At 71.9% G+C, this 21,486-nt stretch carries 24 protein-coding genes; 16 read left to right on the top strand and 8 right to left on the bottom strand.

Annotation, left to right across the window (positions count from 1 at the left end):
* Nucleotides 1-2 precede the first annotated feature (2 nt).
* Nucleotides 3-773, top strand: coding sequence for an imidazole glycerol phosphate synthase subunit HisF (gene hisF / locus FLV34_RS01215; protein WP_142617152.1), 771 nt, complete (start codon nucleotides 3-5; stop codon nucleotides 771-773).
* A gap of 43 nt (nucleotides 774-816) precedes the next feature.
* On the opposite strand, the gene FLV34_RS01210 is transcribed toward hisF, so the two are convergent.
* From FLV34_RS01210 to FLV34_RS01200, 4 genes are all read right to left on the bottom strand, one after another.
* Nucleotides 817-1,056 (bottom strand): hypothetical protein, encoded by a 240-nt coding sequence (locus FLV34_RS01210; RefSeq protein ID WP_142617153.1) that lies wholly within the window; start codon nucleotides 1,054-1,056, stop codon nucleotides 817-819.
* 521 nt (nucleotides 1,057-1,577) lie between these two features.
* Nucleotides 1,578-1,739, bottom strand: a complete 162-nt coding sequence (locus FLV34_RS40125) for a hypothetical protein (protein WP_167530286.1) — start codon at nucleotides 1,737-1,739, stop codon at nucleotides 1,578-1,580.
* 578 nt (nucleotides 1,740-2,317) lie between these two features.
* Nucleotides 2,318-2,482, bottom strand: coding sequence for a hypothetical protein (locus FLV34_RS40120; RefSeq protein ID WP_168065545.1), 165 nt, complete (start codon nucleotides 2,480-2,482; stop codon nucleotides 2,318-2,320).
* Nucleotides 2,483-2,585: 103 nt separating this feature from the next.
* On the bottom strand, nucleotides 2,586-3,221 hold the full coding sequence (locus FLV34_RS01200; RefSeq protein ID WP_147942174.1) for a TIGR03085 family metal-binding protein: 636 nt from the start codon (nucleotides 3,219-3,221) through the stop codon (nucleotides 2,586-2,588).
* A 264-nt stretch (nucleotides 3,222-3,485) separates the two neighbouring features.
* On the opposite strand from FLV34_RS01200, the gene FLV34_RS01195 reads away from it, so the two are divergent.
* From FLV34_RS01195 to FLV34_RS01180, 4 genes are all read left to right on the top strand, one after another.
* Nucleotides 3,486-5,267: an ABC transporter ATP-binding protein gene (locus FLV34_RS01195; RefSeq protein ID WP_147942320.1), complete on the top strand. Its 1,782-nt coding sequence runs from the start codon at nucleotides 3,486-3,488 to the stop codon at nucleotides 5,265-5,267.
* Nucleotides 5,248-7,122, top strand: coding sequence for an ABC transporter ATP-binding protein (locus FLV34_RS01190; protein ID WP_147942173.1), 1,875 nt, complete (start codon nucleotides 5,248-5,250; stop codon nucleotides 7,120-7,122). The genes FLV34_RS01195 and FLV34_RS01190 overlap by 20 nt, the downstream gene beginning before the upstream one ends.
* Before the next feature lie 69 nt (nucleotides 7,123-7,191).
* Nucleotides 7,192-7,671 (top strand): DUF234 domain-containing protein, encoded by a 480-nt coding sequence (locus FLV34_RS01185; RefSeq protein ID WP_142645067.1) that lies wholly within the window; start codon nucleotides 7,192-7,194, stop codon nucleotides 7,669-7,671.
* 132 nt (nucleotides 7,672-7,803) lie between these two features.
* Nucleotides 7,804-8,238, top strand: coding sequence for a RidA family protein (locus tag FLV34_RS01180; protein ID WP_142645068.1), 435 nt, complete (start codon nucleotides 7,804-7,806; stop codon nucleotides 8,236-8,238).
* A gap of 28 nt (nucleotides 8,239-8,266) precedes the next feature.
* Here FLV34_RS01180 and FLV34_RS01175 read toward each other — a convergent pair whose 3' ends face one another.
* The 4 genes from FLV34_RS01175 to FLV34_RS01160 all read right to left on the bottom strand — a co-directional run bounded on the left by FLV34_RS01175 (nucleotide 8,267) and on the right by FLV34_RS01160 (nucleotide 12,443).
* A complete protein-coding gene (locus FLV34_RS01175; RefSeq protein WP_142645069.1) occupies nucleotides 8,267-9,067 on the bottom strand; it encodes an ABC transporter permease in 801 nt (266 codons plus the stop codon).
* A gap of 55 nt (nucleotides 9,068-9,122) precedes the next feature.
* Entirely contained in the window at nucleotides 9,123-9,992 is an 870-nt protein-coding gene (locus tag FLV34_RS01170; protein WP_142645070.1) for an ABC transporter permease, read from the bottom strand.
* A gap of 71 nt (nucleotides 9,993-10,063) precedes the next feature.
* Nucleotides 10,064-11,293, bottom strand: coding sequence for an ABC transporter substrate-binding protein (locus tag FLV34_RS01165; RefSeq protein WP_142645071.1), 1,230 nt, complete (start codon nucleotides 11,291-11,293; stop codon nucleotides 10,064-10,066).
* 97 nt (nucleotides 11,294-11,390) lie between these two features.
* Nucleotides 11,391-12,443, bottom strand: coding sequence for an ABC transporter ATP-binding protein (locus tag FLV34_RS01160; RefSeq protein WP_147942172.1), 1,053 nt, complete (start codon nucleotides 12,441-12,443; stop codon nucleotides 11,391-11,393).
* 122 nt (nucleotides 12,444-12,565) lie between these two features.
* Here FLV34_RS01160 and FLV34_RS01155 point away from each other — a divergent pair, with 122 nt between their 5' ends.
* The 11 genes from FLV34_RS01155 (at nucleotide 12,566) to FLV34_RS01105 (ending at nucleotide 21,236) form a co-directional block, all read left to right on the top strand.
* On the top strand, nucleotides 12,566-13,309 hold the full coding sequence (locus tag FLV34_RS01155; RefSeq protein ID WP_147942319.1) for a FadR/GntR family transcriptional regulator: 744 nt from the start codon (nucleotides 12,566-12,568) through the stop codon (nucleotides 13,307-13,309).
* Between the two features lie 5 nt (nucleotides 13,310-13,314).
* A complete protein-coding gene (locus FLV34_RS01150; RefSeq protein WP_142645073.1) occupies nucleotides 13,315-14,082 on the top strand; it encodes a hypothetical protein in 768 nt (255 codons plus the stop codon).
* 41 nt (nucleotides 14,083-14,123) lie between these two features.
* Nucleotides 14,124-14,474, top strand: coding sequence for a phosphoribosyl-AMP cyclohydrolase (gene hisI, locus FLV34_RS01145; protein WP_030509961.1), 351 nt, complete (start codon nucleotides 14,124-14,126; stop codon nucleotides 14,472-14,474).
* Nucleotides 14,471-15,112, top strand: coding sequence for a Trp biosynthesis-associated membrane protein (locus tag FLV34_RS01140; RefSeq protein WP_187280512.1), 642 nt, complete (start codon nucleotides 14,471-14,473; stop codon nucleotides 15,110-15,112). Before hisI ends, FLV34_RS01140 begins: the two co-directional genes overlap by 4 nt.
* A gap of 439 nt (nucleotides 15,113-15,551) precedes the next feature.
* Nucleotides 15,552-16,241, top strand: coding sequence for an RDD family protein (locus tag FLV34_RS01135; protein WP_147942170.1), 690 nt, complete (start codon nucleotides 15,552-15,554; stop codon nucleotides 16,239-16,241).
* A gap of 10 nt (nucleotides 16,242-16,251) precedes the next feature.
* Nucleotides 16,252-16,677, top strand: coding sequence for a DUF2752 domain-containing protein (locus FLV34_RS01130; RefSeq protein WP_147942169.1), 426 nt, complete (start codon nucleotides 16,252-16,254; stop codon nucleotides 16,675-16,677).
* Nucleotides 16,678-16,821: 144 nt separating this feature from the next.
* The gene (trpC, locus tag FLV34_RS01125; protein ID WP_142645077.1) at nucleotides 16,822-17,646 is read left to right on the top strand and encodes an indole-3-glycerol phosphate synthase TrpC; all 825 of its coding nucleotides are present in this window, start codon (nucleotides 16,822-16,824) and stop codon (nucleotides 17,644-17,646) included.
* Nucleotides 17,647-17,690: 44 nt separating this feature from the next.
* A complete protein-coding gene (gene trpB / locus FLV34_RS01120; protein WP_142645231.1) occupies nucleotides 17,691-18,917 on the top strand; it encodes a tryptophan synthase subunit beta in 1,227 nt (408 codons plus the stop codon).
* A 22-nt stretch (nucleotides 18,918-18,939) separates the two neighbouring features.
* Entirely contained in the window at nucleotides 18,940-19,734 is a 795-nt protein-coding gene (trpA, locus tag FLV34_RS01115; protein ID WP_142645078.1) for a tryptophan synthase subunit alpha, read from the top strand.
* A 137-nt stretch (nucleotides 19,735-19,871) separates the two neighbouring features.
* Complete coding sequence (locus FLV34_RS01110; protein WP_142645079.1) at nucleotides 19,872-20,438, top strand: DoxX family protein; 567 nt, start codon at nucleotides 19,872-19,874, stop codon at nucleotides 20,436-20,438.
* Between the two features lie 51 nt (nucleotides 20,439-20,489).
* Nucleotides 20,490-21,236 (top strand): thioredoxin domain-containing protein, encoded by a 747-nt coding sequence (locus tag FLV34_RS01105; RefSeq protein ID WP_142645080.1) that lies wholly within the window; start codon nucleotides 20,490-20,492, stop codon nucleotides 21,234-21,236.
* Nucleotides 21,237-21,486: the final 250 nt, after the last annotated feature.

Genomic DNA, 21,486 nt, shown 5'->3' with positions numbered 1-21,486 from the left:
CGATGACCGTGGCGGTGCGGGTGATCCCCTGCCTTGACGTGGACGCGGGCCGGGTGGTCAAGGGGGTCAACTTCGAGAACCTCAGGGACGCCGGCGATCCGGTCGAGCTGGCCGCGCGCTATGACGCCGAGGGGGCCGACGAGCTGACCTTCCTCGACATCACCGCCTCCTCGGGCGAGCGCGAGACCATGCTCGACGTGGTGCGCCGTACGGCCGAGCAGGTGTTCATCCCGTTGACGGTCGGAGGCGGCGTGCGGTCGGCCGACGACGTCGACCGGCTGCTGCGCGCGGGCGCCGACAAGGTCGGCATCAACACCGCGGCCATCGCGCGGCCGGAGCTGCTGACCGAGACCTCGCGCCGGTTCGGGTCGCAGTGCATCGTGCTGTCGGTGGACGCGCGCCGGGTGGTCGACGGGCCGCCCACGCCCTCCGGGTTCGAGGTGACGACCCACGGCGGGCGCCGGGGGACCGGCATCGACGCGGTGGAGTGGGCGCGTCGCGGGGAGGAGCTCGGCGTCGGCGAGATCCTGCTCAACTCCATGGACGGCGACGGCACCAAGTCGGGATACGACCTGGAGATGCTGCGTGCCGTACGGGCGGCGGTGAGCGTCCCGCTGATCGCCTCCGGCGGCGCCGGGCGGCTGGAGGACTTCCCGCCCGCCGTGGAGGCCGGTGCGGACGCCGTGCTGGCCGCCTCGGTCTTCCACTTCGGCCAGCTCAAGATCCACGAGGTCAAGGACACGCTGCGCGCGGCCGGTCACCCGGTGCGCTGACCGCCCGCCGGGGGCCGGAATCCGGCCCCCGGCCGGTGGGTGCTCAGTCGATGTCGATGATCGCCGTGGGGTAGGCGTCCGGGCCCGTCCCGAGCGACGACGACGCCATCGACTGGTACTGCCACTGCCCCTGGAAGGCGCCGCCGTGGCCGCCGTGGCCGCACCAGTCGTCGCCCCAGCACGTCGTGGCGGCGGACGCCTCGTGAGCGGGCTGGGCCGCCGCGAGACCGAATGCGGCGAGGAACGCCAGGCCCAGCAGGCTCGGGAAACGCTTGGCACGCATAGCTGTCTCCTGTCCGTCAAAGGATCACGCGGCGCTCCGGAGTCCGCCCTCCTCAAATGGTCAGCCGGACATCGCACAACCGTCCATCCCAATCACCGCAAATAGGACGATAGTGGGCGAAAACCGGCATACGCGATTGTGTGTTCTTTATCGTGATTTCGGGCAGGGTCGGGTGTGCGCGGAGCGCGAGGGGCCGTCCCCAGAGGTCGCCGAGGCCGTCCGGCGGGCGATGACGGGGCGTTCGCGGAGTATGCGCCTATGGAGCGCGGAGTACGCGCTTACGAGGCGCCGGCGGCGCGGGAGGTGCGGGCGGCATGGGCGGCGCGGGCGGCATGAGACTGCGGCCGGTCACGCGGGGACGCGAAAGGAGAGGCCGGCGGAGCAAGGGCGGATGCCCTGCCGGCCTGTGGGCGGAGAGCCTCGGGGCTCTGACTGTCAGTGCGGTTCGTTAGTGGTTCGTCGCTGCCTGTGGTGGTGATCGGGGTTACCTGAGGGAGAACGGAGGCGGGCGGTCCACGGTCTCAACTCAGCACCGAGGTGAAGAAGGTCGCCAATCTGCTGGCTCCGGTGTTGACCGTGTCGAACACGCCTCGCACGGCTCCTGCCGCCGCTTGCGGCTGGCTGTAGAGGTAGAAGACCACGAACGCGATGGCCGCGTACGTAAGAACCTTCTTCGCCTTCATCGGGGGGCCTCCTGCAGTCGATATCCCGGTCGTTTGTACCCGGCGGCAGTAATGATCATAACTAGCCGAGAGGACATGAGGCCGTTCCGCCCTCATAGTGAGACGACGGGACGGAGCGGCTCATCGCGGCGCGATACCGGCGACCTGCGGGCCTGTCCGGACCCTGCCGGCGCGGCGTGGAAAGAGCGGGGTCCGGCCGCTGAAACATGCGGGATCGGTCCTCGAACGAGTGCGGTTCTGGCCCGCGCCGAGCCGGGTTCTAGCAGGGTTCTGGCCCCGCCGACCGGGTTCTGGCCGGCGGCGAGCGGGGCTCGGCCGGGAGAAGAGCGGGGCTCGGCCGGGAGAAGAGCGGGGCCATGCCGGAACCGAGCGTCTATGTCGGAAATGTGCGTAGCCGCCCAGGTGAGCAGGGGGCTGCCGAGGATGGTGGGCATACGGTGTCCGGGAAGGCCCGGGTATCGCCGGCGTCGGCCGCGGCCCACTGCGCGGTCGCGCGTTCGAGCTTGTCCGGGTTCGCCCCCGACAGGCAGGGGGCTTCGCCCCGGATGAACGGGGGCGGCGCCCCGGACGAACGCGCCTCAGCCCGAGAAGAGCGACGTGAAGAACGCCGACAGGCGTTCGGCTCCCGTGCCGATCCCCCCGAACAGGTTCTTGACCGCGTCCGCCGCGTTCGCCGGCTGCGTGAACAAATAGAAGACCACGAACGCGATGGCCAGATAGGTCAGGACCTTTTTGAGGTTCATCCGGGGCTCCCAAACGCTCCCACACGTCGTGCGCTGGTTTCACATGCTGCCCCATTGCACGAGGTTTACGTGGAGAATTCCGGACAACTCCCGCGATTCATCCTCACGGCCCCAAACGGGCATCCTGGAGCCGGGCGACCGCCGCCGCGTCCCCGTCGTACGTGACCCGGGCGTGCGCCTGCCTGCCGAACGCGAACAGCAGCAGCTCCGACGGCTCGCCGGTGACCACCACGGCGGGCTCGGCCATCCGCCCGGCGGTCTTCGTCCCGTCGGGACGGCGGAGCACGACCCCCACGGGGGCCTTGCGCAGGAAGAGCCGGGCGCCGCCGCGCAGCCGCTTCCAGAACGTCTCCTGGAGGTCCCGGGGGACGACGCGGGGCTCCCAGCCGGCCTGCGCCCGCCGTACGTCCTCGTGATGGACGAAGAACTCCGCCGTGTTGACGATCTCGTCCAGGCCGGGGACCAGCCCGTACGGCGTCCAGCGCGGCGGGCCCTGACGGACGAGCTCGACCAGCTCGGGATAGGGGTGGCGGCGCTTGACGCGCTCCTGCACCGCGGCGGTGTAGCCCGCCATGAACGGCAGCGCGATGCCGGGCGCGGCGTCGAGCCGGCGCTCGCGCAGGACGAGGTGGGCCGTGAGGTCCGCCGTCGCCCATCCCTCGCACAGCGTGGGCGCCTCGGGGCCGAGGCGGTCGAGCAGGTCGCAGAGCGCCGCGCGCTCTGTCCGGGCGTGTGTCACGCGATCAGCCTATGCGTCCCTCGTCCCGCCCGGACCGGCGGCCGCGGGTGTCCGAGGAATAAACCGGTTGATCAGGATGATAGGGAGTAACTAGGACCAAGGACTCGGGCGGCGTCGGTCCGGTGACCGATCCGGCGGCGTCCCCGAGTGAGTAACGTCCCCCTTCGGGGTGCTCACAGGGAGCGGCCCCGGCAGGTCCCCCGATCGGAAGGAACGCACCGCGTGCCGACCAAGGAGTCACCCGCGCGGCCCGGCAGCTCAGTCATGCTCCAGGGTCTCAAGGTCATCGGCGTGGCGATCAGAACCGAGCCGAAGATCTTCACCGGCGCGGTCGTCGCCAGCGCCGTCTACGGCGCGATGACCGTCGCCGCGTCCTGGGCGCTCGGCTGGGCGACCGACAACGCGGTGCTGCCCGCGTTCCGGGACGGCGCGGCGAGCTCGGGCACGCTGGTCGTGGCGGCCCTGCTGATCGTGGGCGTGGCGGTGCTCAAGGCCGCCGGGATCATGGGCCGGCGCATCATGGCCGGGATCCACCAATACCGCATGCAGGCCCACTCCCGCCGCGCCGTTACGCGGCAGTACCTGCGGCTGCCCCTCGCCTGGCACCACCGCCACCCGACCGGGCAGCTGCTGTCCAACGCCAACTCCGATGTCGAGGCGGCCTGGGCGCCGCTCGCCCCGCTGCCGATGGCGGTGGGCGTGGTCGTGATGCTGGTGACGGCCGCCGTGGCGATCGTGCTGGTCGACCCGGTGCTCGCCGTCGTCGGCTTCCTGATCTTCCCGGCCGTGGCCGTGCTCAACCTGGTCTACCAGCGCAGGCTCTCCCCGCTCGCGATGCGGGCCCAGCAGCTGCGGGCCGAGGTGAGCGAGGTCGCCCACGAGAGCTTCGACGGCGCGCTCGTCGTCAAGACCCTCGGCCGCGAGGACGCGGAGGCCGCGCGCTTCCAGGCCAAGGCCGACGCGCTGCGCGACGCCAACGTCGCCGTCGGCCGGATCCGCGGGCTGTTCGACCCCATGCTGGAGGCGCTGCCCACGCTGGGCGTGCTCGCCGTGCTGCTCGTCGGGGCGCTGCGGCTGGAGTCGGGCGGCGTCGCGGCGGGCGACCTGATCCAGGTGGCCTATCTGTTCACCCTCCTCGCCTTCCCGATCCGGGCGCTGGGCTGGGTGCTGGCCGAGCTGCCGCGCAGCGTCGTCGGCTGGACGCGGGTCAGGGACGTCCTCGACGCCACCGGCTCCATGGAGTACGGCACCGCCCGCCTGGACGACTCCGGCCCGGCCCGGGTGGAGGCCGAGGGCGTCTCCTACGCGTACGTGCCGGGCAACCCCGTGCTGAAGGACGTGAGCTTCGCCGTGGCGCCGGGCCGTACGATCGCGCTCGTCGGGCCGACCGGGGCGGGCAAGTCGACGCTCACCCAGCTGCTCGCGCGCCTGATCGACCCCGGCGAGGGCGTCGTCCGCGTCGACGGCGTCGATCTGCGCGAGGTGGCCAGGGGCGAGGTGAGCGCCTCGGTGGCACTCGTGCCGCAGCAGACGTTCCTGTTCGACGACACCGTGCGCGGCAACATCGCGCTCGGCGGCCAGGTGCCGGACGAGCGCATCTGGGCCGCGCTGCGGCTCGCGCAGGCCGACGGCTTCGTCAGCGCCCTGCCGTCCGGCCTCGACACCCGGATCGGCGAGCGCGGCGCGACGTTGTCGGGCGGCCAGCGCCAGCGTCTCGCCCTCGCCCGCGCGGTCGTGCGCGAGCCCCGGCTGCTCATCCTCGACGACGCCACCTCCAGCGTCGACCCGCAGGTCGAAAAGCGCATCCTGTACGGCCTGCGCGACGGGGCCGCCGAGGCCACGGTGATCGTGGTCGCCTACCGGATGGCGACGATCGCGCTGGCCGACGAGGTCGTCTACCTGGAGCAGGGCGTGGTCGCCGACCACGGCACCCACGAGCAGCTCCTGGCCCGCTGCGCGGGCTACCGCGACCTCGTCACCGCCTACGAGCGCGAGGAGGCCGAACGCGCCGCGTTCGAAGACACCGATGAGGAGGTCGTGGCATGACGCCCGGCCCGAGGACCCTGACGAGGACCCTGACGAGGAGCGTGACGCGGTGACCGCCGTGAACGACACGGCCACGGGAGAGACCTCGTCTCTGCGGTCGGCCGACCGGAGCGCCCTGGAGACGCTCAGGCAGGGCCTGCGGCTGTCGCCGGAGTTCCGCCGCGGGCTCACCGGCACGCTCGTGCTGGCCGTGCTGGCGACACTGGGCAAGGTCGTCGTCCCCATCGCCGTACAGCAGGTGATCGACCGCGGCCTGGGGTCGGGCGAGCCCGACCTGCCGTTCATCCGGAACGCGGTCGTCCTGTGCGCCCTCGCCGTCGTGCTGACCGCGCTGTGCGGCTACCTGATGAACGTCCGGCTCTACCGCTCCACCGAGTCGGGCCTGGCGGCCCTGCGCGGCAAGGGTTTCCGCCACGTGCACGACCTGTCGGTGCTGACGCAGAACACCGAGCGGCGCGGCGGCCTGGTGTCCCGCGTGACCGGCGACGTCGACCAGATCAGCACGTTCATGCAGTGGGGCGGGCTGATGGTCATCGTGTCCGCCGGCCAGCTCGTGGTGGCGACCGTGCTCATGGCCGTCTATTCCTGGCAGCTCACGCTGCTGGTGTGGGCCTGCTTCCTGCCGCTGGTGCTGGCCCTGCCCCGCTTCCAGCGCCTGGTGGCCAAGGCGTACACCAAGGTGCGCGAGCGCGCCGGCGACGTCCTCGCCGCCGTCAGCGAGTCGGTCGTCGGCAGCGCGGTGATCCGGGCGTACGGCTCGGAGGACCGCACCGCCGACCGGATCGACACGGCGGTGGACGGGATGCGCGTGGCGCAGACCCGGGCCCAGAAGATCGTCGGGTTCACGTTCCCGGTCACCGAGCTGGTCGCCTCGATCACGGTCGCGCTGGTGGTCGTGGCCGGGGTCTGGCTGGGCGTCGGCGGCTCGATCACGGCCGGGCGGCTCATCGCGTTCCTGTTCCTGATCACGCTGTTCATCAGCCCGCTGCAGACCGCGACCGAGGTGCTGAACGAGGCGCAGAACGCGATCGCCGGCTGGCGGCGCATCCTGGGCGTGCTCGACACCCCGGCCGACGTGGCCGACCCCGAGAACGGTGCGACGCTGCCGCGCGGCCCGATCTCGGTCCGTTTCGACGGCGTGGGCTTCGCCTACCCCGGCGGGCCGCCGGTGCTCCACGACGTGTCGGTCGAGATCCCGCCGCGCACGCGGATCGCCGTGGTGGGGGAGACCGGCTCGGGCAAGACGACCTTCGCCAAGCTGCTCACCCGGCTCATGGACCCCACCTCCGGCCGGATCCTCGTGGACGGCACCGACCTGCGCACGGTGAGCTTCTCCTCGCTCCGAGAGCGGATCGTCATGGTGCCGCAGGACGGGTTCCTGTTCGACTCGACGCTTGAGGACAACATCCGCTTCGGACGGCCCTCGGCGACCCGGGAGGAGATCACCCGGGCGCTGACCGAGCTCGGCCTGGCCGACTGGCTCGACGGCCTGCCCGCCGGCCTCGACAGCCCGGTCGGCCAGCGGGGCGAGTCCCTTTCCGCCGGCGAGCGCCAGCTCGTCGCGCTCGCCCGCGCCTACCTCGCCGACCCCGACCTGCTGCTGCTCGACGAGGCCACCTCCGCCGTGGACCCCGCCACCGAGGTGCGCCTCGCCCGCGCCCTCGACGGCATCCCCCGTGGCCGTACGGCCGTCTCGATCGCCCACCGCCTGTCCACCGCCCAGGCGGCCGACGAGGTCATCGTGTTCGAGCACGGCCGGATCGTCCAGCGCGGCCCGCACGCCGTCCTGGTCGAGCAGCCCGGCGTGTACGCCGACCTCTACGCCTCCTGGACCACCGCCACCACCGTCCGCTGAATGCCGCGTCACTGACGTCGAACGTCACCGACGTTGGACGTCAGCGACGTCCCCTGCCAGTAATGAAGGCTGGGATTCGTCAACCCCTTCCTCGCCTTCTACCTGGGCCCGCTCTCGCGTTATCGGGCCGACATCGAGCTGGGCGCCGGGCCGGACGTCGTCCAGGCCCTGTACGAGGCGATGAGCGAGCATCTCGGGCAGGTCTACGAGGAGGCGTTCCGAGACCACCTGCGGCGGCGCGCGGCGGCGAGGGAGCTCGGGCCCCGGGTCGTCGCCGTCGGACCCTGGTGGAAGGACGACGGCCAGGACGAGATCGACGCCGTCGTGCTCGCGGAACCCGCCCGCACGCGCGTTCCGGTCCTCGTCGGCGAGGCCGAGTGGAGCCGCACCGTGGACGCGGAACGGCTGCGGGCGCGCCTGTCGCGCAAGGCGGCGAAACTCACCGGCGACGTGGACGCGCTCACCTACGCCGTGTGCGCCCGTGAGGAGGTCACCCACGTGCGCGAGGGCGTCCTGCCGATCACCGCGGCCGACGTCTTCCGTCCCTGATCAGGTCCGTACGGCGTCGGAGAGGCCGCTGTCCGCCCGGCCCGAGGAGGCCGGCGAGGCGTTGGGTATCTTGACGGCCGTCATGAAGGAGATCACCGCCAGGGCGGCGGCAGGAGCGGGAGCGAGCGGAACATGGGGGACATCGTGGGGAAGCCGGTGCTGGTCGAGCGGCGCAGCACGGACAGGATCGCCCCGCCCCTCGGCGCGTACAGCCATGCGGCGCGGGTCTCGCCGGACGCCGCCGTCCTGCACATCGCGGGGCAGATCGGCAACGCCCCCGACGGAACGGTCGCCCCGGACGCGTACGGGCAGACCGTCCAGGCGTTGCGCAACATCGCGGCGGTCGTCGAGGACGCCGGAGGCACCCCGGCGGAGGGGCTGGTCTCGCTGTTCACGATGGTCGCGAGCCGGGAGGCGCTTCCCGGAGTGCGCCGCGGCATCGGCGAGGTGCTCGCCGAGTGGTTCCCCGAGGGGGACTACCCGATCAACTCGTTGATCGTGGTGGCCGGGCTGGCCCGCGAGGACCTGCTGGTCGAGATCGCCTCGACGGCGGTGGTGCCGGGATGACGCCGGGTAGTCCGGCGGGCGGGTCGCCTCAGTGGGTCTGCGGGTCGCCGCCGGACAGGCGCTGGGCCAGATAGATCGGGATCACTGACAGCAGGATCAGCGCGGCGGCGACCACGTTGACCACCGGCGCCTGGTTGGGCCGGAACAGGTTCTCGAAGATCCAGATCGGCAGCGTGCGGACGCCGGCCCCGGCGGTGAACGTCGTGACGATGATCTCGTCGAACGACAGCGCGAAGGCGAGCAGCCCGCCCGCGAGCAGCGCCGAGCGCATCATCGGGAACGTCACCAGGCGGAACGTGGTGAACGTGTCCGCCCCGAGGTCGGCCGACGCCTCCTCCAGGTTCAGGCCCATGCGGCGCAGCCGGGCCAGCACGTTGTTGTAGACGGTGACCACGCAGAACGTCGCGTGGCCCACGATCACGGTCAGCAGCCCGAGAGGCAGGCCGAGCACCGTGTGGAACGTGTTGCTCAGCGCGATGCCGGTCACGATGCCGGGCAGGGCGATGGGCAGCACGATCACCAGCGAGACCGTCTCCCGGCCGAAGAACCGGTAGCGCTGCACCGCGAAGGCGGCCATCGTGCCGAGCACGAGCGCGATCGCGGTCGCGCCGAGGCCCGCCTGGACCGAGGTCCACAGCGCGTCGCGCAGGCCGGCCGAGCCCCAGGCGGCGCCCCACCAGCGCAGCGTGAACCCGGCGGGCGGCCAGGAGAAGGTCCGGTCGGAGTTGAACGAGTTGAGCAGCACCACGGCCAGCGGCACGTAGATCACGGCCAGGCCGGCCACCAGCGCCGCCCGCAGCAGCGTCCGGGCCGTACGAGACAGGTTCACCGGGCCTCCTCCGCCCGCCGGTGGATCCGGTCGCCGGTTCGTTCGCTTCGCTCTCTCACAGGTTCTCCAGCGCGCCGGTGCGGCGTACGGCCGCGAGGTAGACCAGCATGATCACGACGGGGACGGTGGCGACGGCGGCGGCGAAGGGCAGGTTGTTGGCCGCGCCGATGTTGTCGTAGACCACGTTGCCGATGAGCTGGGTCTTGCCACCGACGATCTTCACGGTGATGTAGTCGCCCAGGGAGAGGGAGAACGTGAAGATCGACCCCGCCACGGCGGCGGGGAAGGTCAGCGGCCAGACCACCGTGCGGAACGTCCGCCACGGGCGCGCGCCGAGGTCCCCGGCCGCGTCGAGCAGCGAGTTCGGCAGCCGTTCGAGCCCCGCGTAGATCGGCAGGATCATGTACGGCAGCCACAGGTACGACAGGGTCACCACGGTGGCGGTCAGGCCGTAACCCCAGCCGAGCACGCCGTCCGAGGACAGCATCACCCGCCACGCGTACGCCTTGACCAGGTAGGACGCCCACAATGGGGTGAGCACGGCGATCACGAGCCAGCGCTGGGCACGCGGCGAGGCCAGCTTGGCCATCGCGAACGCCATGGGGAAGGCCACCACCAGGTCGATCAGCGTGACCGCCGCGGCCACGCCGATCGAGCGCAGGGCGACCGTGCGATAGACCTCGCCGGTGACCAGATCGGTGAAGTTGGCCCAGGTGAACACCTTGACCACGTCACCGGTGAACACGTCCGTCGACCAGAACGCGGTGACCAGAAGGGCGGCGAGCGCGCCCAGGTAGGCCAGTCCCAGCCAGGCCAGGGGCGCCGACAGCAGCAGCGACAGCCGCACGCCGGCGTGCCGGTGCAGGAATGAGGCGGCCCGCCTCCGCATCCCGGGGGAGGCGGCCGTCGTCGTGAGGGTCGTCATCGTCTTCTCTCCGTGGGGCTGCTCATGCGGCCGAGGGGGGGACGGCCGGGCGGCCGTCCCCCGGGGAGCGCTCAGCCCTTGATCTCGGTCCAGGCCCGGGTCCACTCGGAGTAGTCGGTGCACTTGACGTCGGTGCGCCCGTCGAGGCACTGCGCGATCGGCGTGGTCCAGTAGTGGACCTTGGAGAAGTACTCCTCGTCGGTCGCGTGGTAGGTGTCGCAGAAGGACTTGTCGGACGTCTGCTCGCACGCCTTGGCGTTGGCCGGCGCCTCGCCGAACCACTCGGCCACCTGCGCGTTGGCCGTGGGGGAGATGATCCAGTCGAGCCACTTGTAGGCGCAGTTGGGGTGCTTGGCCTGCGCGGCGACCATCCACGTGTCCGACCAGCCGGTGGAGCCCTCCTTGGGCAGCGTCGTCTGCACCGGCGCCTTGTCGGCCTCCACCAGGTTGGCGATCACCTGCCAGGTCGTGCCCACGGCCGTGTCGCCGGACTTGAACGACTGCACCGCCTTGGTGTAGTCGGACCAGTATTCGCCGATGTTCTGCTTCTGCTGCTTGAGCAGGTCGACCGCGGCCTTGAGCTGCGTCTCGTCCAGCGCGTACGGGTCCTTGATCCCCAGCTCGGGCCTGGCCGACATGAGGTAGAGTGCGGCGTCGGCGATGTAGATGGGGGAGTCGTACGCCGTCACCTTGCCCTTGTAGGGCGAGGCGGGGTCGAACACGACGCCCCAGGAGTCGGGGGCCGGGTTCACCGTGTCCGTGCGCCACATGAGGAGGTTCGCGCCGCGGCCGTGCGGGATGCCGTACGCGACCCCGTTGACCGAGTTCCACGGCTTGAGCTTCAGCCCCTCGAACACGTCCTTGTAGTTGGGCACGAGGTCGGTGTTGACCGGCGCGACCGTGCCGGAGGCGATCAGGCGCAGCGAGGCGTCGCCGGACGCCGACACCGCGTCGTACTCGCCGGTCTTCATCAGGTTGACCATCTCGTCGGACGTGCCCGCGGTCTTGGTGTTGACCGTGCAGCCGGTGGCCTTCTCGAACGGGTGGACCCAGTCGACCTTGGGGTCGTTGGAGCCGTCCTCCGCGTAGCCGGCCCAGGCGACGAGGTTGACCTGTCCCTCGCCGGGGCCGAGGGACTTCAGGGTCTCGATCTTCGGCGGGGTGAAGGCGCCGCCGGGGGCCGCGGCCGAGCCGCCGCCGTCGGTGGACGAGCCGCCGCCGCAGCCCGCGACGGCCGCGAGGGCGAGCGCGGCGGTGACGACGAGAGACGGCCTGGCGAAACGCGGACGGGGGGACCGCATCGTGGTTCTCCTTGCTGTGAGTGGTGCCGGGGGGCGCGGTGCCTGGGCGCGGTGCCTGGGCGCGGTGCCGGGGGCGCGGTGGCGGAGTCAGCCGGCGTCAGCCGGCGGCGACCGGCTCGGCCGGGGTGTCGATGGGGAACTCGTGCCGGCGGTTCCACACGAGGCGGACGCGGGCGCCGCGCAGGCCCGTCACGTCCATGGAGGACGCCTCCAGGTTCTGCTGGAGGGCGATCAGGCGCCCGCCCGCGTCGAGGTCCACGACGAACCGGGTCGCCGGACCGGCGTACACGACCTCGCGGATCACACCGGCGGCCTCGTGCTCGTCCGGTGCCGGCGGCTCCTCGCCGAGCACGACGCGCAGCTTCTCGGGCCGGACGCTGAAGGTGCCCTCCCTGCCCAGCACGGCCCGCGCGGCCTCGCCGAAGACGAGGTTGGAGGTGCCCACGAACGAGGCGACGAAGGCGGTGGCCGGGCGCTCGTACACCTCGGCGGGGGTGCCGATCTGCTCGATCCTGCCCTGGTCGAACACCGCGATCCGGTCGCTCATCGTCAGCGCCTCCTCCTGGTCGTGGGTCACGAACAGGAACGTGATGCCGACCTCCCGCTGGATCGCCTTCAGCTCGACCTGCATCTCCTCGCGGAGCTTGAGGTCGAGCGCGCCGAGCGGCTCGTCGAGCAGCAGCACGCGCGGCCGGTTGACCAGCGCGCGGGCCAGCGCGACCCGCTGGCGCTGGCCGCCGGACAACTGGGCCGGGCGCCGCTTCTCGAAGCCCTCGAGCCGCACCGAGCGCAGCGCGGCGAGCGCCCGCTCGTGCCGCTCCGCTCGCGGCACCTTCTTCACCCGCAGGCCGTACTCGACGTTGTCCAGCACGCTCATGTGGGGGAACAGCGCGTAGTCCTGGAAGACCGTGTTCACGTCGCGCTCGAACGGCGCGAGCCGCGTGACGTCACGCCCGCCCAGCTCGACCGTGCCCGCCGTGGGCGACTCGAACCCGGCGATCATGCGCAGCACGGTGGTCTTCCCCGACCCGGACGGCCCGAGCATCGCGAAGAACTCCCCGTCGGCGACGTCGAGATCGATCCCGGCCACGGCCTCGACCGGCCCGAAGTTCTTGCGCAGGCCGCGAAGACTGACTGCTTGGTCTGGCATGACCTGAAACATATGGAGTTAAATGTTTCGCGTAAAGACCCGATCCGGTATCACTGTTGTGAACTTCCGCGGAGGCCCGATTTTTCGCGACGGCGCGGGCGAACAGGAGTGCGACCGTGAACATGGCCCGCCTGGCCGTCTTCTCACCCGTGGACAGCACCGCCCGGGTGGACGCCGTGGTCCGGCGGCTCGCCGACGCGATCGCGGTCGGCCTGCTCGCCGACGGGGAGCAGCTGCCCAGCGAGGCCGAGCTCGCGGGCCGGCTCGGTGTCTCCACCGTGACCCTGCGGGAGGCGCTCATGGCGCTGCGCCAGCAGGGGATGGTCGAGACGCGGCGCGGGCGGGGCGGCGGCAGCTTCGTGCGGCGTCCCGCCGGGATCGACCTCCTGGCGCGGCTGCGCGCGTTCGCCCCCGACGAGCTGCGCGACTTCGGCGACCACTACGCGGCCATCGCGGGGGCGGCGGCCCGGCTCGCCGCCGAGCGCTCGCTGCCCTCGGACGTCGCGCCCCTGCGGCGCACGCTGGACGAGATGGACGCCGTCGCCGCCGCGCCGGAGGCGGCCGGGTCCGCGGAGGCGTGCGCCCGGCTGCGCAGGCTCGACGGCCGGTTCCACATCGAGGTCGCGGCGGCCTCGCAGTCGGCTCGCCTCACTCAGGAGGAGACCCGGTTACAGGCTGACATCGGAGCGTTGCTCTGGCTTCCGCACGAGGGCCTGGGCGGGCACCATGAGACGGCGGCACAGCATCGCGCCATCGCCGAGGCCGTCGAGCGCGGCGACGGCGAGCAGGCCAGGGCCGTCGCCGAGCGGCACGTGCTCGACGCGACACGACACCTCATCGAGCTTCGGCTGCGTCTGCGGGAGTGACAGGCATGAGCACAGTGGCGTCTCTTGCGCAGGCCGGCCACGACCGCGCCGCCGCGGCGGTGGCGCGGGTGCGCGAGGCGGCCGAGGGCGTCTTCGAGGCGCTGCGCGAGGTCCGCGACGCCGCCGTCGCCTGCGCCCTGCCCGCCGGCGGCACGCGCCGCCCGGTGGCGGCCGACCTCGCGGCGCTGCGCCCGCTGCTGTGGGCCCGGCTGCGCGGCGGCGCGCTGTCCGCGCACATGCCCGCCCATCTGCCCGCCCTGATCGCGGGGATCGGCTTCATCGCCGCGCCCGGCCTGCTGGCCGACGCGCCGTGGTACCTGGAGTGGTGGCAGGAGAACCCCTCCGGAGATCCCGTGCAGCTCCTGCGGGACATGGACCCGGCGAGCAGCGCCTTCTACGACTACACCCACTGGGACTGGTACGCCGGCCCGTCGTCCGGCGCGGAGCGCACGATCTGCGGGCCGTACGTCGACTATCTGTGCACCGACGAGTACAGCCTCACGCTGTCGGTGCCCGTGCTGGCGGGCGGGACCTTCGCCGGGGTGGCCGCGGCCGACGTGTTCGTCCGGCGGTTCGAGGCCGCGGTGCTCCCGGCGCTGCGCGCGATCCCGGGCCCGGCGTTCCTCGTCAACGACGAGGGCCGGGTCGTCGCGTCCAACACCGCGACCTGGGTCACGGGATCGGTCTACCGGGGCGGCCGGGGCGGCGAGGAGCACGCCGTACGCCGAGTGGGCGATCTTCCGCTGTCGCTGGTGACCGCCGCGTCCGCATAGCGGCGGCGGGGGCGGCCGGGGGCTGCGGCAGAATTGGCCTCATGGCCCTCGACCCCAAGATCGCCGACCGGCTGAAGCGCACGCCGGACGGCCTGGTGCCCGCGATCGTCCAGCAGCACGACACCGGAGAGGTGCTCATGCTCGCCTGGATGGACGACGAGGCGCTGCACCGCACGCTCACCACCGGCCGGGCGACCTACTGGTCCCGCAGCCGGGGGGAGTACTGGGTGAAGGGCGACACCTCCGGCCACGTGCAGTGGGTCAAGCACGTGGCGCTCGACTGCGACGGCGACACGATCCTGCTCAAGGTCGACCAGGTGGGGGCGGCCTGCCACACCGGCGACCGCACCTGCTTCGACGCCGACGTCCTCGACGTGAGCGGCGCGCCGTGACCGCCCCCGCTCCCGCCCGCGACCAGGCGCGTACGGCGCGGCGCTCGCTGCTGGTGTGGCTGGCCGCCTGCGCCGCAGGCGGCGGGCTCGCGCTGCTCGCCGCGGGCCGCGTGTGGGTCGCGCTCGGCACCGTGAAAGGCACGGCGGAAGGCCCCGCCGGAGCGGGCAGCGGCTCCCTCACCGGCAACGACCTGGTGGCCTGGCTCACCCCCGCCGCGCTGGCCGCGCTCGCCGCCGTGCTGGCCGTGCTGGCGACCCGGGGGGCCGCGCGGCGCGTGACGAGCGTGGTGGTCGCCCTCCTCGGCGTGGCGGTCGCGGCCGGGGCCTGGGACGGCACGCGCGAGGCGACGATCCTGTCCGTGGCCGCGCGGCACATGACGACCGCGGTGACGTCCTCCGGTCACATCTCCGTGGAGTCGCGCGCCTGGGTCTGGCCGCTGCTCACCGTCGTGGGCGGGCTCGTCCTGGCCGGGGCGGGCGTGGCGGCGGCGATCCTGAGCGCGCGCTGGCCCGGCATGTCGAGCAGGTACGAGCGGGGGGCCGGGCACACCGGCACGGGCGGCGGCACCGCGAGGGTCAAGGACGCCGACAGGGCGATGTGGGACGCCATCGACGAGGGTGAGGACCCCACCGCGTAGCCCGTCCACCGGCTGGAGAGCAGCTCTCCGGTGCGTGTTGGGCCGTTTACACCTCGATTACAAATTGTCCACAAAGCTAAGTCTTGCCCCGGCCGGCCGCCCTGCTGCCGATAGGCTTCCCGCCGACCTCTGATCGTCGCGTAGGAGACCGAATGAGCCACGGGAGTCGGCTGGGCGGCACAGGCGGCCACGGCCGCCGGCCCGGCCGGTGTGACCTGCCGCCGGTGTCCGGCGGTCGTCGCCATCTCCTCCGTCCGGTCCGCATCAGCGCCGGCCACCTTCCGGCGCGGGCGGCAACGGCGTGGTCGTCGCGTCACTTCTCTCCGGCATCCCCGGCCCGTCTCCATGCGGCGCTCCGCGGATTCTCGGGGCCGTCTCCGGTCTTGTCGCGCTGAGAAGATCCGAGACCCCTTTTCCCCCACTCACGCAGGAGCATTCCATGACGTACGGCAACGACCCGGGCTACAACCCGGGTGGTTACCCGCAGAACCAGCCCGGCCCGCAGGGCGGCTACCCCCCGCCGCAGGGCGGCTACCCGCCTCCCCAGGGCGGCTACCCCCAGGGTGGCGGTTACCCGCCGCCGCAGGGCTACCCGTCCGCGCCCGCCGGCGACCAGTACGGCGGTCAGTACGGCGCCCAGTACGGCGGCGCGTACGGCCAGCCCGGGGGCTACCCGGCTCCCGAGCTCGCGCACTGGGGCCTGCGCGTCGGCGCCACGCTGATCGACGGCCTCATCGTCGGCGTCCCCACCTGGATCCTGAGCATCATCGGCAGCGCCCTGAGCGCCGGCTCGGTGGACCAGGAGACCGGCCAGGTCGGCTCCGGCTTCGGCATCGGCCTGGTGCTCTCCCTCCTGGCCATCGTCGTCGCCCTCGGCCTGGGCCTGTGGCTGAAGCACAAGGAGGGCACCACCGGCCAGACGGTCGGCAAGAAGGTCGTCGGCATCCAGACGGTCAAGGAGCAGACCGGCGAGTACATCGGATTCGGCATGGCCGTCGTCCGGTACATCTGCCACATCGTGGACGGCCTGCCCTGCTACATCGGCTACCTGTGGCCGCTCTGGGACGCCAAGCGCCAGACCTTCGCCGACAAGATCGTCGGCACCGTGGTCGTGCGAGCCCCGCGTTAGGCTGACCTCCATGGAAGTCACCGGACGGCGCGCGCGCGACCGGGTGCGGTCGCTGTGCGCGCCGTTCGGCGCCGCGGCCGTTCTGGCCGCGGCGGTGACATGCCTGGCGGTGGTCGACCCGCACGAACCGGGTCACTACCCCGTCTGCCCGCTCTATTACCTGACCGGCCTCTACTGCCCCGGGTGCGGCGCGCTGCGCGCCGTGCACGACCTCGCCCACGCCGACATCGCCGGGGCGGCGCGGATGAACCTGCTCTTTGTCTTCTGCGTTCCTGTCGTAATCACGTTGTGGGCCCGATGGGCGTTACGATCATGGCAGGGACGGCCCATGCGCCCGGACGGCGCGCGCCCCGCGTACCTGTGGGGACTCCTCGCCGTCGCGGCCGTCTTCGGGGTGGTGCGTAATACGCCTTTCGGGCAATTCCTCGCACCGTGAATCGACCCGGTGGCGGCTCGACGCGAGACGGGCCGATACCATCGCAGGGCAGGACACGCAGAGCAGCCGACCGGAGGGACCCTTACGCGTGAGCGAGCGGACAGGCAGATCGCGTGAGCTCCGAGCCAAAGGCGAGGAGGACGCGTGAGTGTTCTTGAGGACATCATCTCGGGCGTCCGGGAGGACCTCGAGGAGCGGCAGCGCGACGTGCCGATCGAAGAGCTCAAGCGGCTCGCCGCCCGCGCACCCGAACCCCGGGACGCCTACGCCGCGCTCGGCGGCGACCGGGTGTCGGTCATCGCGGAGGTGAAGCGGTCGAGCCCCTCGAAGGGCGCGCTCGCCGCGATCGCCGACCCCGCCGCCCTCGCGGCGGACTACGAGGAGGGCGGCGCCCACGTCATCAGCGTGCTCACGGAGCGGCGCAGGTTCGGCGGCACGCTCGCCGACCTCGCGGCCGTGCGCGCGGCCGTGGACATCCCCGTCCTGCGCAAGGACTTCATCGTCACCTCCTACCAGCTGTGGGAGGCCAGGGCGCACGGCGCCGACCTCGCCCTGCTCATCGTGGCGGCCCTCGACCAGCAGGCGCTCGTCTCGCTGATCGAGCGGGCCGAGTCGATCGGGCTCGCCCCGCTCGTCGAGGTGCACACCGAGGAGGAGCTGGCCCGGGCGGTCGACGCCGGCGCCAAGATCATCGGGGTGAACGCCCGCAACCTCAAGACGCTTGAGGTGGACCGCGAGGTGTTCGCCAAGCTCGCGCCCAAGGTGCCGGACGGCGTCATCAAGGTCGCCGAGTCCGGGGTGCGCGGCCCGCACGACCTGCTCGCGTACGCGAGGGCGGGGGCGGACGCCGTCCTGGTCGGCGAGAGCCTGGTCACCGGCAGGGACCCCAAGGCGGCGGTCAACGACCTCGTGACCGCGGGCGCCCACCCGGCCTCCCGGCAGGACACCGGCTCCGAGAGGCACTCGTGAACGACAGCGCATCGGAAGGAGGCCACGTGACCGCGACGGAGGGGATGATCCTCACCCCCGCGGACCTGGCCGGCAACGGCGTCCACGGCAACGACCCGGACATCAACGGCAAGTTCGGCATCTTCGGCGGCAGGTATGTTCCGGAGGCGCTCATCCCGGCCCTCGACGAGGTCGCCGCGGAGTACGAGAAGGCCAAGACCGACCTGGGCTTCCTGCGCGAGTTCGACCACCTGCTGCGCACGTACGCCGGCCGTCCCACGACGCTGACCGAGGTGCCGCGGTTCGCCGAGCACGCGGGCGGCGCGCGGATCCTGCTCAAGCGCGAGGACCTCACCCACACGGGCGCACACAAGATCAACAACGTGCTCGGCCAGGCGCTGCTGACCAAGCGGCTGGGCAAGCGGCGCGTCATCGCGGAGACCGGGGCGGGCCAGCACGGCGTGGCCACCGCCACCGCCGCGGCGCTCATGGGCCTGGAGTGCGTCATCTACATGGGCGCCGTCGACTGCGAGCGCCAGGCGCTCAACGTCGCCAGGATGAAGCTCCTCGGCGCGACGGTCGTGCCCGTCACCAACGGCAGCCAGACCCTCAAGGACGCCATCAACGAGGCGTTCCGCGACTGGGTCACCAACGTCGACCACACCCACTACCTGTTCGGCACCGTCGCGGGTCCGCACCCGTTCCCTGAGATCGTGCGCGACTTCGCCAGGATCATCGGCGTGGAGGCCCGCCGTCAGGTCCTGGAGCTCACCGGCAGGCTGCCGGACGCCGTCTGCGCCGCCGTCGGCGGCGGCTCGAACGCCATCGGCGTCTTCCACGCCTTCGTCGAGGACCAGGACGTCCGGCTGTACGGCTACGAGGCCGGCGGCCGGGGCGCGGAGACCGGCGAGCACGCGCTGACCCTGACCGAGGGCAGCGTCGGCGTGCTGCACGGCGCCCGCACCTACGTCCTGCAGGACGAGGAGGGCCAGACGATCGAGTCCCACTCGATCTCGGCCGGCCTCGACTACCCCGGTGTGGGCCCGGAGCACGCGTGGCTCAAGGACACCGGCCGGGCCACCTACGAGGGCGTGACCGACGCGGAGGCCATGGAGGCCTTCGCCCTGCTCGCCCGCACCGAGGGCATCATCCCGGCCATCGAGTCCTCGCACGCGCTCGCGGGCGCGCTGCGGCTGGGCCGCGAGCTCGGCCCCGACGCTCTCATCCTGGTGAACCTGTCGGGCCGCGGTGACAAGGACATGGGCACCGCGATGAAGTACTTCAACCTCTGATCAGCATCGATAGGGCATCCCGATGACGACACTCCACGCGGTGTTCGACAAGGCCCGTGCCGAGGACAGGGCCGCGCTCGTCGGTTACCTGCCGGCGGGCTTCCCGACCAAGGACGGCGCGGTCGCCGCGGCGACCGCGATGGTCGAGGCCGGCTGCGACGTGATCGAGATCGGCCTGCCGTACTCCGATCCGCTCATGGACGGCCCGACCATCCAGGACGCGGTCCACCGATCGCTGACCAACGGCACCCGCATCGCCGACGTGCTGCGCACCGTCGAGGGCGTGGCGAAGTCGGGGGCCGCGACGCTGGTCATGACCTACTGGAACCCGATCGACCGCTACGGCGCCGAGCGCTTCGCGCGCGACCTCGCGTCGGCGGGCGGCGTCGGGACCATCACGCCGGACCTGACGCCCGAGGAGTCCGAGCCCTGGCTCGCCGCGAGCAAGGACGCCGGCATCGACACGGTCTTCCTCGTCGCGCCCAGCTCGCCGGACGAGCGCATCGCCCGGGTCGCCGCCTGCTGCACGGGCTTCGTGTACGCGGCCTCGCTGATGGGCGTGACCGGTGCCAGGGAGTCCGTGAGCTCGGCGGCGGAGGGCCTGGTCAAGCGGACCAGGGCGAACACGTCGCTGCCCGTCTGCGTCGGTCTCGGCGTCGGCAACGGCGCCCAGGCCGCCGAGGTCGCGGCGTACGCCGACGGCGTCATCGTCGGGTCCGCCTTCATCCGGCGCCTGCTCGACGCGCCGGACGAGAAGTCCGGTCTTGCGGCGGTACGCGAGCTCGCGTCCGAACTCGCCAGGGGTGTCCGGCGCTGAGCCGCCCTGGGGTTTCCTTCCCGTACATGCGCCGTGAGCAGCCAAGATAAGGCGGCTTACCATGCTCTTATCCAGCACATGGTGAGGTTGGGTCCCGGTACTGTTCAGTCGGTGTTGCCTACCGGGCGAGGAGACTCATGGTTCAGTTGGCATCCGGCGCCTCGGTGTCCGAACGGTTACAGCCCGCGAAACCCGTGCTCTCCTGGGTCACGACCGCCGCACGGGTCGTGCTCGCCGGCGTACTGATCGTCGCCGGGGCGCTCAAGATCGGAGCGCCCGCGTTGTCGGTCCAGGCGGTGCGGGCCTATCAACTTCTGCCCGACTCCGTCGCGCAGGTCGTGGGATACGGCCTGCCCGTGCTGGAGATCATCACGGGCCTGCTGCTGCTCGTCGGCCTGTTCACGCGCGCGGTGGCGGTCGTCGGCGGGGTGCTGATGGTGGCGTTCGTCATCGGCATCGCGTCGGCCTGGGCCCGGGGGCTGCGCATCGACTGCGGCTGCTTCGGCGGGGACGGCACGCTCGCCGCCGGACAGGATCCGAACTACTTCTGGGAGCTGATGCGCGACCTCGGGCTGCTGCTCTGCGCGGCGTGGATCGTGGTCAGGCCGTCCGGCCGTCTGTCGCTGGACTCCGCGCTGGGCTTCACGGGGGAGCGGGAAACAGCGGACGCGGACGGTTCGGACGGCGAGGACGACGCCGCGTGACCGCGTACGACGGCGGCACGCGGCCGTGAAAACAGCCAGGGGGGAAGCTTCGTGAGCAAGCGGACGAGTGAGGCGGCCAGGGCCCGGATCGCGGCCCAGCGCGAGGCCCTGCGCAAGCAGGAGCAGCGCAAGCGCATCACGATGATCGTCACCATCGCGGTGATCGTCGTGATCGCCGCAGCCTTCACGGTGTGGTCGGTGCGGCAGGGAACCTCGGAGGAGGCGACCGGCAATGTCGCACCCGTCACCGTGGAGAAGGACGGCACGGTCGTGATGGCCAAGGCCGGCGTGACCAAGCCCGTGGTCGACGTGTTCGAGGACTTCCAGTGCCCGGCCTGCAAGCAGTTCGAGGAGACCAGCGGCTCGACGCTGAAGAACCTCGCCGCCGAGGGCAAGGCCAAGGTCGTGTATCACCCGATCACGATCTTCACGGAGGACCCGACCAAGAGCAACTCGCTGCGCGCGGCCTCCGCGGCCCGTTGCATCACCGACGGGCGGCAGTGGCTGGCGTTCCACGACCTGCTCTACAAGAACCAGCCGAGCGAGACCGTGAGCGGCTTCTCCGCCGACGAGCTGATCAAGTGGGGCAAGCAGGCCGGCGTCACCGCCCCCGACTTCGACACCTGCGTGCGGCAGCAGCGCAACGTGGCCGCGCACCAGCAGTTCTCGTCGCAGACCATGACCGCGCAGAAGCTGCAGGGAACGCCGACCCTCAAGATCGACGGCAAGGAACTCGACAGCAACGTCGCCTTCGTGCCGAGCTCGCTGCGTGACGCGGTGGAGAACGCCGGCAAGTGACCTCCCGCCGGGACGGCCCCCACCCGGGCCGTCCCGGGCCGGTCCTCGCCGAGAACGCGGTCCGGCCGAGAGCAGGTCCTCGCTGAGAACGCGCCCCCCGCTGAGAGCGCGCCCCCGCTGAGAGCGCGGCCCCCGCCGAGAACGCGGCCCTCCCCAAGAATCGGGCAAGGGCCGCGTGGCGCTCCCGCGACAGGGGTATCGAGCGCGGTGTCACACGCTCCGCCACAGGCGGGGGAGGGGCCGGTCCGGC

The organism is Microbispora sp. CSR-4 (assembly GCF_008033685.1).
Taxonomy (GTDB): Bacteria; Actinomycetota; Actinomycetes; order Streptosporangiales; family Streptosporangiaceae; genus Microbispora.
Note: the sequence above shows the minus strand (reverse complement) of the source record. Positions and strands in the feature narration are given on the sequence as shown.

What these genes read in the sequence shown, in the direction of transcription:
- hisF (WP_142617152.1), top strand. Translation starts at nt 3, where the DNA reads ATGACCGTGGCGGTGCGGGTGATCCCCTGCCTTGACGTGGACGCGGGC.
- FLV34_RS01210 (WP_142617153.1), bottom strand. Translation starts at nt 1,056, where the DNA reads ATGCGTGCCAAGCGTTTCCCGAGCCTGCTGGGCCTGGCGTTCCTCGCC.
- FLV34_RS40125 (WP_167530286.1), bottom strand. Translation starts at nt 1,739, where the DNA reads ATGAAGGCGAAGAAGGTTCTTACGTACGCGGCCATCGCGTTCGTGGTC.
- FLV34_RS40120 (WP_168065545.1), bottom strand. Translation starts at nt 2,482, where the DNA reads ATGAACCTCAAAAAGGTCCTGACCTATCTGGCCATCGCGTTCGTGGTC.
- FLV34_RS01195 (WP_147942320.1), top strand. Translation starts at nt 3,486, where the DNA reads ATGCTCCAGGGTCTCAAGGTCATCGGCGTGGCGATCAGAACCGAGCCG.
- FLV34_RS01190 (WP_147942173.1), top strand. Translation starts at nt 5,248, where the DNA reads ATGAGGAGGTCGTGGCATGACGCCCGGCCCGAGGACCCTGACGAGGAC.
- FLV34_RS01180 (WP_142645068.1), top strand. Translation starts at nt 7,804, where the DNA reads ATGGGGGACATCGTGGGGAAGCCGGTGCTGGTCGAGCGGCGCAGCACG.
- FLV34_RS01170 (WP_142645070.1), bottom strand. Translation starts at nt 9,992, where the DNA reads ATGACGACCCTCACGACGACGGCCGCCTCCCCCGGGATGCGGAGGCGG.
- FLV34_RS01165 (WP_142645071.1), bottom strand. Translation starts at nt 11,293, where the DNA reads ATGCGGTCCCCCCGTCCGCGTTTCGCCAGGCCGTCTCTCGTCGTCACC.
- FLV34_RS01160 (WP_147942172.1), bottom strand. Translation starts at nt 12,443, where the DNA reads ATGCCAGACCAAGCAGTCAGTCTTCGCGGCCTGCGCAAGAACTTCGGG.
- FLV34_RS01155 (WP_147942319.1), top strand. Translation starts at nt 12,566, where the DNA reads ATGGCCCGCCTGGCCGTCTTCTCACCCGTGGACAGCACCGCCCGGGTG.
- FLV34_RS01150 (WP_142645073.1), top strand. Translation starts at nt 13,315, where the DNA reads ATGAGCACAGTGGCGTCTCTTGCGCAGGCCGGCCACGACCGCGCCGCC.
- hisI (WP_030509961.1), top strand. Translation starts at nt 14,124, where the DNA reads ATGGCCCTCGACCCCAAGATCGCCGACCGGCTGAAGCGCACGCCGGAC.
- FLV34_RS01135 (WP_147942170.1), top strand. Translation starts at nt 15,552, where the DNA reads ATGACGTACGGCAACGACCCGGGCTACAACCCGGGTGGTTACCCGCAG.
- FLV34_RS01130 (WP_147942169.1), top strand. Translation starts at nt 16,252, where the DNA reads ATGGAAGTCACCGGACGGCGCGCGCGCGACCGGGTGCGGTCGCTGTGC.
- trpB (WP_142645231.1), top strand. Translation starts at nt 17,691, where the DNA reads ATGATCCTCACCCCCGCGGACCTGGCCGGCAACGGCGTCCACGGCAAC.
- trpA (WP_142645078.1), top strand. Translation starts at nt 18,940, where the DNA reads ATGACGACACTCCACGCGGTGTTCGACAAGGCCCGTGCCGAGGACAGG.
- FLV34_RS01110 (WP_142645079.1), top strand. Translation starts at nt 19,872, where the DNA reads ATGGTTCAGTTGGCATCCGGCGCCTCGGTGTCCGAACGGTTACAGCCC.